Source organism: Pseudomonas sp. 1 (assembly GCF_056626735.1).
The window spans coordinates 19485-34151 of sequence record NZ_JBWXMQ010000028.1; the positions used below are offsets into that span (position 1 = coordinate 19485).

Here is a 14667-nt window from a genome sequence, read left to right on the forward strand (position 1 = left end):
CCCTAAGGAAGAAGGACTGTTCAGCCCCTGAAAAACATCTCTAGAAAACTACTGCAGTCGGACAGCCTTGGCTGGAATTCGGCTTTTGGCCTTTTTCCTACTTCGTTTGAGCCGTTTTCGCTACGTTTTAGAGATGCTTGGAAAATGCGGCAGTATCCGTTAAAGCCGAATGATGTTCAACACGTCGCCCGACAGGCTGACCTGTACGCCCGAGCCCCACATCGGATCGCGACGCAGGTCCTCGGAAACCTTGTAGTGGCCTGCGATGGAGATCAGTTCAGCGCTCAATTGCTGACAGAAAATCCGCGCCTTGGTGTCGCCCTTGACCCCGGCCAGCGCACGACCGCGCATCGGGCCGTATACATGGATGTTGCCATCGGCGAGAAGTTCCGCCCCCGGGCTGACCGAGGACACCACCACCAGATCGCCACCCTGGGCATATATCTGTTGGCCACCACGTACTGGCGTGGTGATGACGCGGGTCGGTTTGACGGCCGGCTCCGGCGGTTTTTCCGGCTTCTTCGGTGCGACGGGTTCAGCGCTTTCCAGCGGTCGTTCGCGGGCGCCAGACGGCGGCAGCACCGGGATGTCGATGGCGATGGCGGCGGCGATGTCTTCGATGCGGCTGGCGCGGATCGCCAGGGTGCGCAGGCCGTGCTGACGGCACACGCGCATCAGGCCCGGCAAATCGACGGCGCCTTCGCCTGGCGGCAGTTTGTCCAGCGCCAGAACCAGAGGCGCGTTGCTGAAGAAATTCGGTGCCTGGGCGACTTTGGCGGCCAATTGCCGATCGAGGCTGTCCAGGTCGTTGCGGGACAGCTCCAGCACTGTAATGGCGAGCATGCTGCCCTTCAGCTGGAACACGGGATCTTGGTCTTTCGGTTCGGTTTGGCTCATGTCGGCATACAACGGCTTGTCACTAAAAGTGCCGAGACTTATAACGAGAACGCCCGCAGGCCGCAAGCCGGGTCGAACGATGTAGAATGCGCGGCCACTGTATTTACGGAAGCTTTAATGGATCGCCCGCGTTTTCGAAAAGCATTTCTTGCCCCGCGCTTCTGGCCGCTCTGGTGCGGCCTCGGGCTGTTGTGGCTGATCGTGCAGATGCCCTATCCGGCGTTGCTGGCCATCGGTCGTTTTCTCGGTGCCCTGATGTATCGCTTCGCCGGCGACCGGCGGCGCATCGCCAAGCGCAATCTGGAACTGTGTTTCCCGGAAAAGTCCGCCGCCGAACGCAAGCGCCTGCTCAAGGAAAACTTTGCCTCCACCGGCATCGCCTTCTTTGAAATGGCGATGAGCTGGTGGTGGTCGCGTCAGCGTCTGGCCAAACTGGCTCACGTCGAAGGTCTGGAGCATTTGCAAAAGGCCCGGCGCGAAGGCAAGGGCGTGATTCTGATGGCGGTGCATTTCACCACCCTGGAAATCGGCGCGGCGCTGCTCGGCCAGCAGCACACCATCGACGGCATGTACCGCGAACACAAGAATCCGCTGTTCGACTTCGTCCAGCGTCAGGGTCGCGAGCGGCACAACCTCGATTCGCTGGCGGTGGAGCGTGACGACGTGCGTGGCATGCTCAAGCTGCTGCGTTCCGGCCGGGCGATCTGGTATGCACCGGATCAGGACTACGGCGCCAAGCAAAGTATCTTCGTGCCGCTGTTCGGCATTCAGGCTGCAACGGTCACCGCCACCAGCAAGTTCGCCCGGTTGGGCAAGGCGCTGGTAGTGCCGTTTACCCAGGAGCGTCTGGCCGACGGCAGCGGTTATCGTCTGGTGATTCATCCGCCGCTGGAAGGTTTCCCGGGCGAGACCGAAGAGGAAGATTGCATCCGCATCAATCAGTGGGTCGAAAGCGTGTTGCGTGAATGCCCCGAGCAATACCTGTGGGCGCACCGACGCTTCAAGAGCCGGCCACCGGGCGAGCCGAAGCTGTACGCCAAACGCGGTTGATTTGACCCATCCCCACAAGCACCACGGAGCGTTGCGATGAGCCCAGCTGAACCGGTCACAGGTTTGATTCTTTCCGGCGGTGGGGCTCGGGCGGCGTATCAAGTGGGAGTGCTGGCGGCGATCGCCGAATTGCTGCCATTGGGGGCGGACAATCCGTTTCCGGTGATCGTCGGCACTTCTGCTGGTGCCATCAACGCGGTCAGCCTGGCCAGCGGTGCCACGGATTTTCGCGCCGCCATCGAACGTCTGACGCTGTTCTGGCAAGGCTTTCGCAGCCATCGCGTGCTGCGCAGCGACTGGCCGGGGGTGATCCGCCAGGCCAGTCGTTTTGTCAGCCACAGTCTGTTGGGCATGGGCCGGCAAGTGCCGGTGGCGCTGCTCGACAGTTCGCCGCTGCGTCATCTTCTCAATGAAAAACTGCACATGCCCGGCATCGCCGAATCCATCGCGCGCAAGCAATTGCACGCGGTTGCAGTGACGGCATTCGGCTACGAGTCCGGGCAAGCGGTGACCTTCTACCAGGGCGGCGGCACCATCGATTCCTGGCTGCGTCACCGTCGCATCGGCGTGCCGACGCAGTTGTCGGTTGAGCACTTGCTGGCCAGTTCGGCGATCCCCCTATTGTTCGCGCCGGTGAAAATCGGCGAGGAGTATTTCGGCGATGGCGCGGTGCGGCAGTCAGCGCCGATCAGTCCGGCGCTGCACCTGGGGGCGAGCCGGGTGCTGGTGGTGGGTGTCAGCGGCAACCCGCGCGGTTTTGATCCGGCGCAACCACTGGAGCGCACCTACACCGGTCAACAGCCGACACTGGCGCAGATCGGCGGGCACATGCTCAACAGCACCTTCATTGATAGCCTGGAAAGCGATATCGAATTGCTTCAGCGTCTCAACCAGTTCAGCCGGCTGATGCCCGAAGGCACGCCGACCCGCGCGCTGGGTGTGGCGCCGGTTGAAGTGCTGGTGATTTCACCAAGTCAGCCGATCGATGAAATCGCGGCGCGGCATCGCCAGGAACTGCCGGCGGCGTTGCGGTTGTTCTTGCGTGGGCCGGGGGCGACCAAGACGAGCGGGGCAGGGGTGTTGAGTTACTTGCTGTTCGAGGCGGGTTATTGCAGCGAATTGATCGACCTTGGGCGGCGCGATGCCTTGGCCAAGCGCGATGAGCTGTGCCGGTTTCTCGGGATCGGCGAGGCGCTTGTTCCCGCTTGAGATTTGGGCGCAGCAATCGCTGGCAAGCCAGCTCCCACAGGGTTCTGCGGTGTACACAACCGCTGTGAACGGCGCGTGACCCTGGGGGAGCGAGCTTGCTCGCGATGGCGTCCGTAAGGACGCCGCCGGATCAGAAGTGGAATTTCACCAGGAAGCTGGTCACGTTCTGATTGGTGGTGAAGGCACGGGTGTCATCAATCCCGTACTTGTCTTTCCAGTAGTCGTATTCAACACCGACGTACAGCTGCTTCTCGCCGAAATTCAGCGCCTTGCCCAGGTCGTATTTGACCTGTGGGTTGAAGTGCAGGTTGGCGTGGTATTCGCCCTTGCTGTTAACGTCGTTGTCGACCACCCAGTCCATGAAACCATCGATCAGGATGTTCGAGTCGCCGACCGGAATGGTGTAAGACCAGACCGGTGTGATCTGCCAGACATTGTCGCCCGGACGCGAGCCTTCGGTGTGACGCTGATAGAAGTTCAACTGGAAGTAGTCGAAGCCGGGAATCGCCAGGTCGAAGCCTGGACCGATCAGGTAGGACTCGACGTCGCCTTCGCCGAACTCGTAGGTCATCGCCAGCAACACGTCTTTGACCGGGCCGAATTCGATCTTCTGATCGAGGATCTTGCCTAACGACAGGCGTGGACTGAATTCGCCGTAGTAAGTGTTGTTGCCGACACCACCGTCAGGCTTGCCGTTGTAGAAAATCTTGTCGACGAACAAAAAGTTGTCCCCGTACTTCCAGGCATCGGCGTGCTCGAAGGTGACGGTCTGCTGGATGGCCGGGTTGACCTTGAAGTCCTTGCCGTAAAGGTAGGTCAGGCTGTTGTTCTGCCATTGCAGCAGACCGTCGGCCATGGCCTGACCCCCTGCCAGCAGCGATCCCGCGAGCATCAGGCTGGTGCACATACGTTTCATTCGGTTGCTCCCAAAGTAGGTGTTCCACGTTTATTTTTTTGAGTCGGCGCTCTGGTGTGGCGCCTTTTTTCGTTGCAGCAAAAATCATCCATCCGGTCAGCTTTCATGCTGTTAGCAAGAGCTGAGCCAAGGCTTTTCGAAAAACAAAAAAACGCCCGTCGGCTGCTGAAAAACAGTCGATTGAGCGTGTTTTCGGGATGCCTCGGTACTGACCGCGGCCGGGATAAGTTGGCTTTTCGGTCAGGAATTAAATTCGGGCTTTTTTTTAGACCGAATTCAGGAGGCCGCGGAGAATACTGACTCAACGGCCAGGCCTCAAGTGCCCCGCAACAGAGCACCGACGACAGGTAAGGCGCACGGTTGCGGGTCATCTTAGAAGTGCACCTTCACCAGCAGGCTGGCGGTGTTCTGATTGGTGTCGAAACTGTGGGTGTTTTCGATGCCGTATTTATTTTTCCAGTAGCTGTATTCGGTGCCGACGTACACCTGCTTTTCGCCCCAGCCAAGGGCTTTGCCCAAGTCGTATTTGATCTGCGGGTTGATGTGCAGGTTGGCGTGATAGGTGCCGCGCGAGTTCTGGTCGTTGTCGACCACCCAGTCCAGATAGCCGTCGATGAGCAGGTCGGAATTGCCCACGGGAATGCTGTAGGACCAGCCGGGAGTGATCTGCCAGACGCCGTCGCCAGGGCGCGGGCCTTCGGTCTGGCGGCGATAGAAATTCAGGGTGAAATAGTTGAAACCCGGCACCTTGAGGTCGAAGCCGGGACCGATCAGATAGGCCTCGCTGTCGCCTTCGCCGTACTCGTAGGTCATGGCCAGCAGCACGTCCCTGATCGGGCCGAACTCCAGCTTCCTGTCGAGGATCTTGCCGAACGACAGGCGCGGGCTGAATTCGCCGTAGAACGCGTGGGGGCCTTTGTTGCGGTCTTCCTTACCGTTGTAGAAGATCTTGTCGACGAACAGGAAGTTGTCACCGTATTTCCATTTGTCGGCGTGCTCGAACGTCACCGTCTGCTGGATCGACGGGTTGATCGCGAAGTTCTTGCCGTACAGGTAGCTCAGGCTGTTGGTCTGCCACAGCAATAAATCGCCGGCCATGGCCTGGGATGCGGCCAGCAGGCCGCCGCTCAACAACACGTTGGTTTGAGTCCGGATCATCTGTTGCTCCCTCTTGTTTTTATTGTTTGAGGCAAAGCTGTCGCGAGGGGCTGGCGTTGGCGAGCCCCTTTTTTACTCTTCGGATCAGTGCGGGTGTGCGTGGCAGTCGTTGATCGCGGCGCGTTCGGCGCCACCGAGAATGTTGAACAACAGGTTCAGCGTCAGCGCGCTCAGGGTGGCCATGGCGATCCCGCTGTGGGTGATCGGGCTCATCCACAACGGCAGGTGGGCGAAGAATTCCGGACGGACCACGGGAATCAGGCCCATGCCGATGCTCACCGCCACCAGCAATTGATTGCGCCGGTCGCCAATGTCGGCTTCCTGCAAAATCTTGATGCCGGTCGCCGCCACCATGCCGAACATCGCGATCGCCGCCCCGCCCAGCACCGCCGGTGGAATCGACGCCACCAGGAACGCCGCTTTCGGCAGCAGGCTCAGGACGATCAGCAAGCCGCCGGCAACGATGGTCACCGAGCGGCAGCGCACGCCGGTCATCTGCACCAGTCCGATGTTCTGCGCGAAGGAGGAGTGGGTGAAAGTGTTGAAGAATCCGGCGAAGAACGATGCGCCGGCATCACACAGCAGTCCGCGACGCAGCATGCGCGGGCAGACTTCCTGGCCGGTGATCTTGCCCAGCGCAAGGAACATCCCGGTGGACTCGACGAAGATGATCACCACCACCAGGCACATCGACAGGATCGGCGCCAGTTCGAACTTCGGCATGCCGAAATGCAGCGGGGTGACGAACTGAACCCATGGCGCGTTGGCCATGCCGCTCAGGTCGACCATGCCGATGGCGCCGCAGAGCACGTAGCCCAGGCACATGCCGATCAGCACGGAAATGTTGACCCAGAAACCGCGCATGAAGCGGTGGATCAACAGAATGGTGGCCAGCACCAGTGCGGCGATGGCCAGGTAAATCGGTGAACCGAATTGAGCGGCGCCAGCGCCGCCACCGGCCCAGTTCACGGCCACGGGAAACAGCGACAAACCGATCGAGGTGATGACCGTGCCGGTCACCAGGGGAGGGAAGAAGCGTACGACCTTGGACATGAACGGCGCGATGATCATGCCGAAAAAACCGGCGGCTATGGTTGCGCCGAAGATTCCCTGCAGACCGATGCCGGGCATGCCGGCCATGGCGACCATGCTGCCGACGGCGGCAAAACTGGCGCCCATCATCACCGGCATGCGAATGCCCATCGGGCCGATCCCCAAGGATTGCACGATGGTGGCGATGCCGGCGACCAGCAGGTCGGCGTTGATCAGGAAGGCAATCTCTTCACGACTCAGGCCAGCGGCCTGTCCAATGATCAGCGGTACCGCGATGGCGCCGCCGTACATCAGCAGTACATGTTGCAAACCGACCAGGATCAGTTGCAAAAGGGGCAAACGCTGAATGGCGGGTGCGTCGGGGATGCGCGCTTTGGACAGCTCGGACATGCAACACCTCGGATCTTTTTTATTCTTGTGATGAACAGCGGCCGGGTTGCTTGCCGCTGTCCTCTTTGCATCAGGTAAACCGCGTTGCGGCGATTCGCGAGCAGGCTCGCTCCCACAGGTACTGCATGACCTGTGTGGGAGCGAGCTTGCTCGCGAAGCTTTTTTGCTACTTAGTTGGTCTGGGCTCCCTGGGCGATCCATGCACCGATCAGGTCACGTTCCTGCTGGGTCATCTGCGTGATGTTGCCCAGTGGCATGATCTGCGTGGTGATGGCTTGCGCCTGGATCCGTGCCGCGTTCTGGCGGATTTGCTCGGGGGTGTCGAACATCACACCGGCCGGTGCAGCGCTGAACAGCGGGCTGGTTGGTTTGGCCGAGTGGCAGACCGCGCAGCGTTCCTGGATCACGTTGTGCACCTTGTCGAACGCAGGGCCGGCGTTGGAGGCCTGAGCGGGAGCTGCGGCCGGTGCAGCAGGGGCTGCTGGTTGCGCCGCTTCAGCCGGTTTCGCGCCACCACCCAAAGCCGTTTCCGGCAGCGGCTGGTACTCGATTTTCGCAGGCGCCTTGGCCACGTCCGGAGCGGTCGACATCGGCGCAGGGCCGGTGACGTACGCCAGACTGATCATGCCCACTGCTGCCACTGGCAGGGTCCAGGCAAATTTGTGGCTGTCGTGACGGGTGTTGAAGTAGTGACGCACCAACACCGCCAACACTGCGATCCCGGCCAGGATCAGCCAGTTGTACTGGCTGCCGTAAGTGCTCGGGAAGTGGTTGCTGATCATGATGAACAGCACCGGCAGGGTGAAGTAGTTGTTATGACGCGAACGCAGCAGGCCTTTGGCCGGCAGGGCCGGATCCGGCGTGCGGTTCTCGGCAATCGCGGCAACCAGTGCGCGCTGCGCTGGCATGATGATGCGGAACACGTTGCCGACCATGATGGTGCCGATGATCGCGCCGACGTGCAGGTACGCACCACGACCGCTGAACACCTTGCTGAAGCCATACGCCGCGCCGATGATCAGCACGAACAGGATGAAGCCGAGCAGGGCGGGTTTCTTGCCGAGGGGTGAATCGCAAAGGAAGTCGTAGATGAACCAGCCGGCGATCAGCGAACCGATGCCGATGGCCACGCCTTCAGGGCCGGTCAGGCCGCTGCCGGGTGCCACGAGATAGAGCACGGGGTTGGAGTAGAACACCACGCACAGCAGCGCGATCCCCGACATCCAGGTGAAATAGGCTTCCCATTTGAACCAGTGCAGGTTCTCCGGCATCGACGGAGGGGCCAGTTTGTATTTTTCCAGGTGATAGATACCGCCGCCGTGGATCGCCCACAGATCACCGGCAAGACCGGTTTTCGGGTTGACGCGGTTGAGGTTGTTCTCCAGCCAGACGAAGTAGAACGACGCGCCGATCCAGGCCACGCCAGTGATCATGTGAACCCAGCGCACGCTCAGGTTCAGCCATTCCAACAGATGTGCTTCCACAGTCTTTACCTCTCGCCTGTCACTCTTGTTGTCGAGTGATCAGACCTTCTCTTATTGGTGGGGGGCGAGGATCAAACGCTCATCCTCTTTGAAAAAATGCTCATCGCAGTTATTGCCTGTGCCACTGCGATCAACCACCAGGAAGTCATCCCGCTTTTCGATCGTCAGCACCGGGTGGTGCCAGACGCCGCGATGGTAATTGATGCCCTGCCTGCCGTTGGTGACGAAGGCGCGGACCAAGCCTGATACAGGTACATCGCCAAGTGGCGCGACCACGATCAGAAAGGGGTTGCCGAGCAGCGGAATGAAAGCCTGGCTGCCCAGCGGATGGCGTTCCAGCATGCTGACGGTCAGCGGCATGTCCTGCGCGTCGGCGCGGAAGATGCTGATGATCGCGTTGTCCTCTGGCGTCGCGGTTTCGACCGTCGCCAGTTTGTGGAAGCGCATGGTCGAACCGTTATTGATCATGAAGTGATCGCTGCCGTCGGTTTCGATCACGTCACCGAAAGGGGCGAAGGCTTCTTTGGTCAGCGGTTCAATCGTCAGTGTGCGCATGCTGTTCTTCTTATCCGAATTCTGTGTTGTTTGATCTGACGCTTTCGCGAGCAAGCTCGCTCCCACAGGAGTTGCGATCAATGTGGGAGCGAGCTTGCTCGCGAATGGTCGCGCCGCTTACTTCGCTACCTTGCCGAGAACGCGCAGGCGGCTCACGCCACCATCCGGGAACACGTTCAGACGGATGTGGGTGATCGGGCCCAGTGCCTTGATCTGCTCGACGAAGGTGTGTTCGGCGTGCATTTCCAGCTTCTGGCTTGGCAGCAGTTCGCGCCAGAACAACGACTGGGTTTCGATCTGGCTGTCGGTGCCGCCCTTGACGAACGCGCCCTGGATCGAGCAGCTGTCCGGGTAGTTGCCCTTGAAGTGCAGGGTGTCGACGATGATCTTTTCGATCTCGCCCGGGTGGCCCAGCGCGACGATCACCCAGTCATTGCCTGGCGTGCGACGACGGGCGGTTTCCCAGCCATCGCCCATGTTGATGCCACGGCCCGGGTTGAGGATGTTGCTCATGCGGCCGAAGTGTTCGTCGGAGCAGGCGAGGGCGCGGCCACCGTTGAGGGCTGCTGCCAGGTCGACTTGCTCGTTGTCGCCAACTGCCGACCAGTCGCGGAACGGAATGCCGTACACGCGCAGACGGGCCACGCCGCCATCCGGGTAGATGTTGAAGCGCAGGTGGCTGAACGCCTTGTCGTTGCTGATTTCGTGGTAGTGGTGGCTGTTGCCTTGCAGTTCGACGGCCGACAGCACTTCTGTCCACTGGGTGTTTTCGTCCGGCTCGCCCGACGCCAGGAAGCACGCTTCCAGCGAGGCCGATGGCGGGAAGTTGCCGGTAAAGAATGAAGTGTCGATGTCCACGCCTTTGATCGAACCCGGCACGCCCAGGCGGATCACCGCGCTGTCATAGCCTTCGAAGCGCTTGCGGCGGGACTCCCAGCCGTCCATCCACTTGCCGTTGTCATCGAACACGCCCTCCTTCCACACGGCCGGGGTCGGCTGAAACAGACGATTGGCGTCTGCGAACCAGTCATCGGTGACCGAGATGATTTTGGTGCCCAGACGGGCATCGGCCAGGTTGACGAACTTCTCGAAAGGTACGGCGTAAGCTTTCATTCTTCTTGTCTGCCTTTAAATAAGTGGCTGGGGATGCTTGCAAGGCCCTGGGAAACACAAGCGTTCTAGAGGTTTCTCGGGCCAGGCTTGCTAGAGAGTCAGTAATCGGAACAGGGCGATCTTGTTGATCTCCGCCAGCGCGCATTTGAACTCGGTGTCGACCGGGTTATGAATGCGCGTTTCGAACGCCGCGAGGATCTGATGCCGGTTGCTGCCTTTTACCGCCATGATGAAGGGAAACTTGAACTTGGCTTTATAAGCGTCGTTCAGCTCGGTGAAGCGCTGGAACTCTTCGGCCGTGCATTGGTGAATACCGGCGCCAGCCTGTTCATTGGTGCTGGCTTCGGTCAACTCGCCCTGGACGGCAGCTTTGCCGGCCAGGTCCGGGTGAGCGTTGATCAGTGCCAGTTGACTGGCGTGATCGGCGCTCAACAGGATGTCGCTCATGCGCTGGTGCAGGGTTTCGATCTGGTCGATCGACGCGTCCTGGCCCAGGTCGAAGGCCTTCTCGGCCACCCATGGCGAATGTTCGTAGATGTCGGCGAAGGCTTTGACGAAGGCGTCGCGGCTCAGGGTCGACGGTTGCAGGGTTTGAAAGGTGCTCATTTGGCAGCCCCTTGGTACGGGTGGGTTTCGTGCCAGTGACGCGCGATGTCGACGCGGCGGCTGAACCACACCTGCTCATGACTTTTAGCGTATTCGATAAAGCGCTTGAGCGAAGCCAGACGCGCCGGACGGCCCACCAGACGGCAGTGCAGACCGATCGACAGCATCTTCGGCGCTTCGGCGCCTTCGGCATAAAGCACGTCGAACGCATCCTTGAGGTATTCGAAGAAATCGTCGCCCTTGTTGAAACCCTGGACCTGGGTAAAGCGCATGTCGTTGGTGTCCAGGGTGTACGGGATCACCAGGTGCGGCTTGCCGGTCGGGTTGTTCGGTTCCCAGTAGGGCAGGTCGTCGTCGTAGGTGTCGCAGTCGTAGAGGAAACCGCCTTCTTCCATCACCAGGCGACGAGTGTTCGGGCCGGTGCGGCCGGTGTACCAGCCCAGCGGGCGCTCGCCGGTGAGTTCGGTGAGGATGCGGATCGCTTCGAGCATGTGCTCGCGTTCCTGCGCCTCGTCCATGTACTGGTAGTCGATCCAGCGATAACCGTGGCTGCAGATCTCGTGACCGGCATCGACCATCGCGCGGATCACGTCCGGGTGGCGCTGGGCAGCCATGGCCACGGCAAAGATGGTCAACGGAATGTCGAATTCCTTGAACAGTTTCAGAATCCGCCAGACGCCGGCACGGCTGCCATACTCGTAAAGCGACTCCATGCTCATGTTGCGCACGCCTTGTAGAGGCTGGGCCGCGACCATTTCCGAGAGGAAGGCTTCCGATTCTTTGTCGCCGTGCAGAATGTTGCGCTCGCCGCCTTCTTCGTAATTGAGTACGAACGACAGGGCGATCCGGGCGTTGCCCGGCCAGTGTGGGTGAGGAGGGTTACTGCCGTAACCGATCAGGTCGCGTGGGTAGTCAGCGCTCACTGCAGTCTTCCTTCTTATTCGTTGACAGATTGTGTGGCGCCCTGAAATTTGGATGGCAGGCTGGCGTCACAGCGATGGGCTGATTGTATACAACTTTATTCTCAATTTGTAAGCCTGATTTTTCGCATTTTTCGCCGGCTGTCATCTTTTGCTGTTAATGGCGTGAACCTGCAAGAAACCTGCCTGACCAGTCAGCTAATGGATTGGGGGTTCAATGAATGCAAGGTTGCACGGCAAATCACCGGAAAATCGAAGGATGGCGGGGGTGGCAGGAAAAATGTCGTTTTTATTGTGTACAATTTTTTTGAAAAGTGTCTTAATCAATCGCTCGCCGCAGCTTTTCGTGCTCCGAAACGGTGCGGTCTCCTTTTCAACTGACTTCGGGAGGCGCGAAGTCTGACTGCTCCACGCAGGCAGGCGCGCAGAATCAATGGGACGTTTGACAACACACGTTTTGGACGCTGCACACGGTTGCCCGGGCAGCTCGATCAAGGTCGAGCTGTACCGCGTTGAAGGTTCGCACCTGGAATTGGTCGCCAGTGCGCTTACCAACAGCGATGGCCGGGTTGATGCGCCGCTGCTGCAAGGCGATGACTACCGTACCGGTGTCTATCAGGTTCAGTTCCACGCCGGCGATTATTACCGCGCCCGTGGCGTCCAGTTACCGGAGCCGGCATTCCTGGACGTGGTCGTACTGCGGTTCGGCATCTCTGCCGAACAGGATCACTACCACGTACCGTTGCTGATCTCGCCTTACAGCTATTCCACCTATCGGGGCAGCTGACCCCCAAGCGGCTGCCCCTGCCGGGAAGCGACTGCGCATATAGCTTCTTTGGTCTTTCGCCCGCTCACACTGCGGGCTTTTTTTCGTGCCCCGAAAGACGTCCCGGATTAACGGTCGGGAAGCGCTCCAAACTTCGAATCATCATCCCTGACGATGAAAACGGAATCGGTCTGCGAAGCCAGGATCTGCGATCCTCCCTTGAGCCAGACCAGCCTTTTTTCGGCATGCGCCTGAAGCATTTCCTGATGGGCCGAATAGCCAACCTGAGTGGTCAGGCGCATATCGGCTGCCTCGGGAGCGAACCTCAAGTGTTGGTAAATTTTCTTTCCTCTGATGCGGTACAGGCTGATGAAAAAAACAAAAGGATGATTCTTGCGACGAAACACCAGCGCCGGATAAGCATCTGCCTGGGTCGGGGTAAAAACGTCATAACCCTGCCGGTTCAGGACACCGGCCATGACGCGCTTGAGTTCTGTGCCTGACTGCGTTGTTTTGAAATAGTCCCATTCCTTCTTCGTCAGATCGAAGTCCAGTCGCTGGAGAGGACCTTCCGGGGACGCGGAGGGTAGTTCCAGAATCCGGTTGAATCCCCCCTCGCTGGTGGTTGGCAGTATCGGGAGCATCAGTAACGGATCGGCCAGCTCCGGGCGGGGAGTGCTGTTGCCACTTTTCCAGTCATTGAATGTCTGCCTGAGCCGGGTCAGGCCGACGCTGGTTGCCATGTCCCCTTCATTGGCCAGACCGAATTGATGCCTGGCCACCTTGTTCACTGAGGTTTCGGACAGTTGAGGAAAAAAAGTGGCGATGTATTGCTTCAGTGGATGTTGGAAGGGGAGATTCGGATCTATCTCCCACTGATTGGCGGGCGGAACGCGGATCGCGCCTCTGGGTTGCTGCATCAGGTCTGTGCCAAGGATGCGTTCCATGTAATCGAAATCGTATACCCAGTGGTTCGGATTCTTGATGTAGGCGATCGGGTGATCCGGGTCGCTGCCTCGAGGCATCAGTGGAAACCGGATGCCATCGACTTCAATGCTGCCGAAGGGAGCGTGCTCGAGTGAAACACCCCAGTTTTTCCAGGGATCGGACCACTCATCATCCGTCGTAGTGGCAGAGCGTTTGGGCGCGACAATCTCTTCAGGATCTTCATCCGGGTTGCGCAGGCGTTTGAGCGTTAATGTGGAATCGCTGCTGCCAGCGCTGTTGTCAGTGGGTTTGACGCGCCACAAGAGCGAGCCCTCAACCTGTTCGACGCGTGGCCCGGTGGGTCTGTGGTCGCTGTTCAATCGGGCCCGAAAATGGTTTTCCGAATCGATGCCCAGCAATATCGTCCCCCCTTCCTGGAGATCGACGAAGTGCCTTTGCGTCCCGAGTTCTCGAATGCCGGAAAGTGCATTTGGCGCCGGTAGTCGGGACAAGTGATTGGGCGGAAGGAAAAAGTGCTCGATCGGTGCATGGGTGATGACAGGGGTGATATGGGTGTCGCCCGGAAGATCGACGATCTCTAAAGCCAATGGTTGGGAGGAGGATGATTGAACTGGCGGGTCGACAGAGACTCTGCCTGCATCGTCGAGGGCGACGTTCAGCGGCAGCCTGTGCAGCGGCGGTAGCCCGACATCGGGACGGGTGAAAGGCGTTTCGGGGGAGGTGCTCGAGGCACCGGGTTTTATCGGGCGTTTGGGGCTCATGGGTAGTTCGCTCGCAAGGTTGATTCACGTTGATCTGGCCAGAAGGGCCGGATGTTCGGTGAATCAACGTCGCGAAGTGCGGTACATATATCTATGTGTGAGGCGAAATGTGGTCGGGTGTTGCCCGCCCTCTGTGGCCTCAGTGACTGCTCAACAATGAAGCTGCCCCTGCGCCGCCGAACAAACCGGCACTGATGCGGTTGAACCAGCTCTGGCCCTTGCCGCTGCGCAGATAGCGTGCTGCACCGTGAGCGCCGAGGCCGTAGGTCAACTTGCACAGCAGATCAAGCACTGTCCAGGTCGCAATCATCACCAGCAGTTGTGGCAGAAACGGCTGCTCGGCATTGAGGAACTGCGGCAGGAAAGCGGCGAAGAACAGGATGTCTTTCGGGTTGCTGGCGCCCAGCATGAATGCACGTCCAAAGAGCGCGCGAAAGCGTGGAACAGGCGCCGCCTGCGGTACTTCTGCGCCAACCGATGGCTGACGCGATTGCTGCCAGCTCTGCCAGGCGAGGTAGAACAGGTACAGCGCACCGACGATCTTCAATGTGCTGAAGAGTTTTTCCGAGGCCAGCAGCAGGGCGCCCAACCCCAGTGCCGAAGCGCTGAGCAGGCAGATCGACGCACTCACGCCTCCCAGAAAGGCCGGATAGGAACGGCGCAAACCGTAATTCAGACTGTTGCTGATCATCAGCAACGACAGCGGCCCCGGAATCAGGATCACCACCAGCGCAGCGCCGCTGAACAGCAGCCAGGTTTCCAGACTCATCACTTGCTCCTTTTTATCGTTATCAAGAATGTGCAAAAGCCCCACCCGTTGGGGTGAGGCTGTTTTGAAGCG

15 protein-coding genes are annotated in these 14667 nt (G+C 59.5%); 3 read left to right on the forward strand and 12 right to left on the reverse strand.

What is annotated here, in order from left to right; all coding sequences use genetic code 11:
* Positions 1-159 precede the first annotated feature (159 nt).
* On the reverse strand, positions 160-897 hold the full coding sequence (gene minC, locus AC1MDC_RS27485; protein ID WP_085701203.1) for a septum site-determining protein MinC: 738 nt from the start codon (positions 895-897) through the stop codon (positions 160-162).
* 117 nt (positions 898-1014) lie between these two features.
* Between minC and AC1MDC_RS27490 the strand changes: the two genes are divergently transcribed.
* Positions 1015-1947, forward strand: a complete 933-nt coding sequence (locus AC1MDC_RS27490; RefSeq protein ID WP_480394105.1) for a lipid A biosynthesis lauroyl acyltransferase — start codon at positions 1015-1017, stop codon at positions 1945-1947.
* Positions 1948-1983: 36 nt separating this feature from the next.
* Positions 1984-3156, forward strand: a complete 1173-nt coding sequence (locus AC1MDC_RS27495; protein WP_085705323.1) for a patatin-like phospholipase family protein — start codon at positions 1984-1986, stop codon at positions 3154-3156.
* A 130-nt stretch (positions 3157-3286) separates the two neighbouring features.
* Here AC1MDC_RS27495 and AC1MDC_RS27500 read toward each other — a convergent pair whose 3' ends face one another.
* From AC1MDC_RS27500 to puuE, 9 genes are all read right to left on the reverse strand, one after another.
* Complete coding sequence (locus AC1MDC_RS27500) at positions 3287-4072, reverse strand: outer membrane protein OmpK (RefSeq protein WP_085701125.1); 786 nt, start codon at positions 4070-4072, stop codon at positions 3287-3289.
* Positions 4069-4443 (reverse strand): hypothetical protein, encoded by a 375-nt coding sequence (locus AC1MDC_RS27505; protein ID WP_139832634.1) that lies wholly within the window; start codon positions 4441-4443, stop codon positions 4069-4071. Before AC1MDC_RS27505 ends, AC1MDC_RS27500 begins: the two co-directional genes overlap by 4 nt.
* Position 4444: 1 nt before the next feature.
* Positions 4445-5230 carry an outer membrane protein OmpK gene (locus tag AC1MDC_RS27510; protein WP_085701126.1) on the reverse strand — a complete coding sequence of 262 codons (786 nt, stop codon included), beginning with the start codon at positions 5228-5230 and terminating at the stop codon, positions 4445-4447.
* Positions 5231-5314: 84 nt separating this feature from the next.
* Positions 5315-6673, reverse strand: a complete 1359-nt coding sequence (locus AC1MDC_RS27515; protein ID WP_011333188.1) for a nucleobase:cation symporter-2 family protein — start codon at positions 6671-6673, stop codon at positions 5315-5317.
* A 170-nt stretch (positions 6674-6843) separates the two neighbouring features.
* On the reverse strand, positions 6844-8157 hold the full coding sequence (locus AC1MDC_RS27520) for a urate hydroxylase PuuD (protein WP_064378710.1): 1314 nt from the start codon (positions 8155-8157) through the stop codon (positions 6844-6846).
* Positions 8158-8208: 51 nt separating this feature from the next.
* Positions 8209-8712 carry an ureidoglycolate lyase gene (locus AC1MDC_RS27525; RefSeq protein ID WP_027613342.1) on the reverse strand — a complete coding sequence of 168 codons (504 nt, stop codon included), beginning with the start codon at positions 8710-8712 and terminating at the stop codon, positions 8209-8211.
* A gap of 117 nt (positions 8713-8829) precedes the next feature.
* On the reverse strand, positions 8830-9825 hold the full coding sequence (gene alc / locus AC1MDC_RS27530; protein ID WP_085701128.1) for an allantoicase: 996 nt from the start codon (positions 9823-9825) through the stop codon (positions 8830-8832).
* Between the two features lie 90 nt (positions 9826-9915).
* Positions 9916-10431 carry a 2-oxo-4-hydroxy-4-carboxy-5-ureidoimidazoline decarboxylase gene (gene uraD / locus AC1MDC_RS27535; RefSeq protein ID WP_085748493.1) on the reverse strand — a complete coding sequence of 172 codons (516 nt, stop codon included), beginning with the start codon at positions 10429-10431 and terminating at the stop codon, positions 9916-9918.
* Positions 10428-11354: an allantoinase PuuE gene (gene puuE, locus AC1MDC_RS27540; RefSeq protein WP_085701129.1), complete on the reverse strand. Its 927-nt coding sequence runs from the start codon at positions 11352-11354 to the stop codon at positions 10428-10430. The genes uraD and puuE overlap by 4 nt, the downstream gene beginning before the upstream one ends.
* Positions 11355-11784: 430 nt before the next feature.
* Here puuE and uraH point away from each other — a divergent pair, with 430 nt between their 5' ends.
* Positions 11785-12138 carry a hydroxyisourate hydrolase gene (gene uraH, locus AC1MDC_RS27545; protein ID WP_011333195.1) on the forward strand — a complete coding sequence of 118 codons (354 nt, stop codon included), beginning with the start codon at positions 11785-11787 and terminating at the stop codon, positions 12136-12138.
* A 107-nt stretch (positions 12139-12245) separates the two neighbouring features.
* Here uraH and AC1MDC_RS27550 read toward each other — a convergent pair whose 3' ends face one another.
* Both AC1MDC_RS27550 and AC1MDC_RS27555 read right to left on the reverse strand, forming a co-directional pair.
* Positions 12246-13826, reverse strand: a complete 1581-nt coding sequence (locus AC1MDC_RS27550; RefSeq protein WP_480394106.1) for a hypothetical protein — start codon at positions 13824-13826, stop codon at positions 12246-12248.
* 139 nt (positions 13827-13965) lie between these two features.
* Positions 13966-14595, reverse strand: coding sequence for a LysE family translocator (locus AC1MDC_RS27555; RefSeq protein WP_480394107.1), 630 nt, complete (start codon positions 14593-14595; stop codon positions 13966-13968).
* Positions 14596-14667 lie beyond the last annotated feature (72 nt).

What these genes read in the sequence shown, in the direction of transcription:
- minC (WP_085701203.1), bottom strand. Translation starts at nt 897, where the DNA reads ATGAGCCAAACCGAACCGAAAGACCAAGATCCCGTGTTCCAGCTGAAG.
- AC1MDC_RS27490 (WP_480394105.1), top strand. Translation starts at nt 1,015, where the DNA reads ATGGATCGCCCGCGTTTTCGAAAAGCATTTCTTGCCCCGCGCTTCTGG.
- AC1MDC_RS27495 (WP_085705323.1), top strand. Translation starts at nt 1,984, where the DNA reads ATGAGCCCAGCTGAACCGGTCACAGGTTTGATTCTTTCCGGCGGTGGG.
- AC1MDC_RS27500 (WP_085701125.1), bottom strand. Translation starts at nt 4,072, where the DNA reads ATGAAACGTATGTGCACCAGCCTGATGCTCGCGGGATCGCTGCTGGCA.
- AC1MDC_RS27505 (WP_139832634.1), bottom strand. Translation starts at nt 4,443, where the DNA reads ATGACCCGCAACCGTGCGCCTTACCTGTCGTCGGTGCTCTGTTGCGGG.
- AC1MDC_RS27510 (WP_085701126.1), bottom strand. Translation starts at nt 5,230, where the DNA reads ATGATCCGGACTCAAACCAACGTGTTGTTGAGCGGCGGCCTGCTGGCC.
- AC1MDC_RS27515 (WP_011333188.1), bottom strand. Translation starts at nt 6,673, where the DNA reads ATGTCCGAGCTGTCCAAAGCGCGCATCCCCGACGCACCCGCCATTCAG.
- AC1MDC_RS27525 (WP_027613342.1), bottom strand. Translation starts at nt 8,712, where the DNA reads ATGCGCACACTGACGATTGAACCGCTGACCAAAGAAGCCTTCGCCCCT.
- alc (WP_085701128.1), bottom strand. Translation starts at nt 9,825, where the DNA reads ATGAAAGCTTACGCCGTACCTTTCGAGAAGTTCGTCAACCTGGCCGAT.
- uraD (WP_085748493.1), bottom strand. Translation starts at nt 10,431, where the DNA reads ATGAGCACCTTTCAAACCCTGCAACCGTCGACCCTGAGCCGCGACGCC.
- uraH (WP_011333195.1), top strand. Translation starts at nt 11,785, where the DNA reads ATGGGACGTTTGACAACACACGTTTTGGACGCTGCACACGGTTGCCCG.
- AC1MDC_RS27550 (WP_480394106.1), bottom strand. Translation starts at nt 13,826, where the DNA reads ATGAGCCCCAAACGCCCGATAAAACCCGGTGCCTCGAGCACCTCCCCC.
- AC1MDC_RS27555 (WP_480394107.1), bottom strand. Translation starts at nt 14,595, where the DNA reads ATGAGTCTGGAAACCTGGCTGCTGTTCAGCGGCGCTGCGCTGGTGGTG.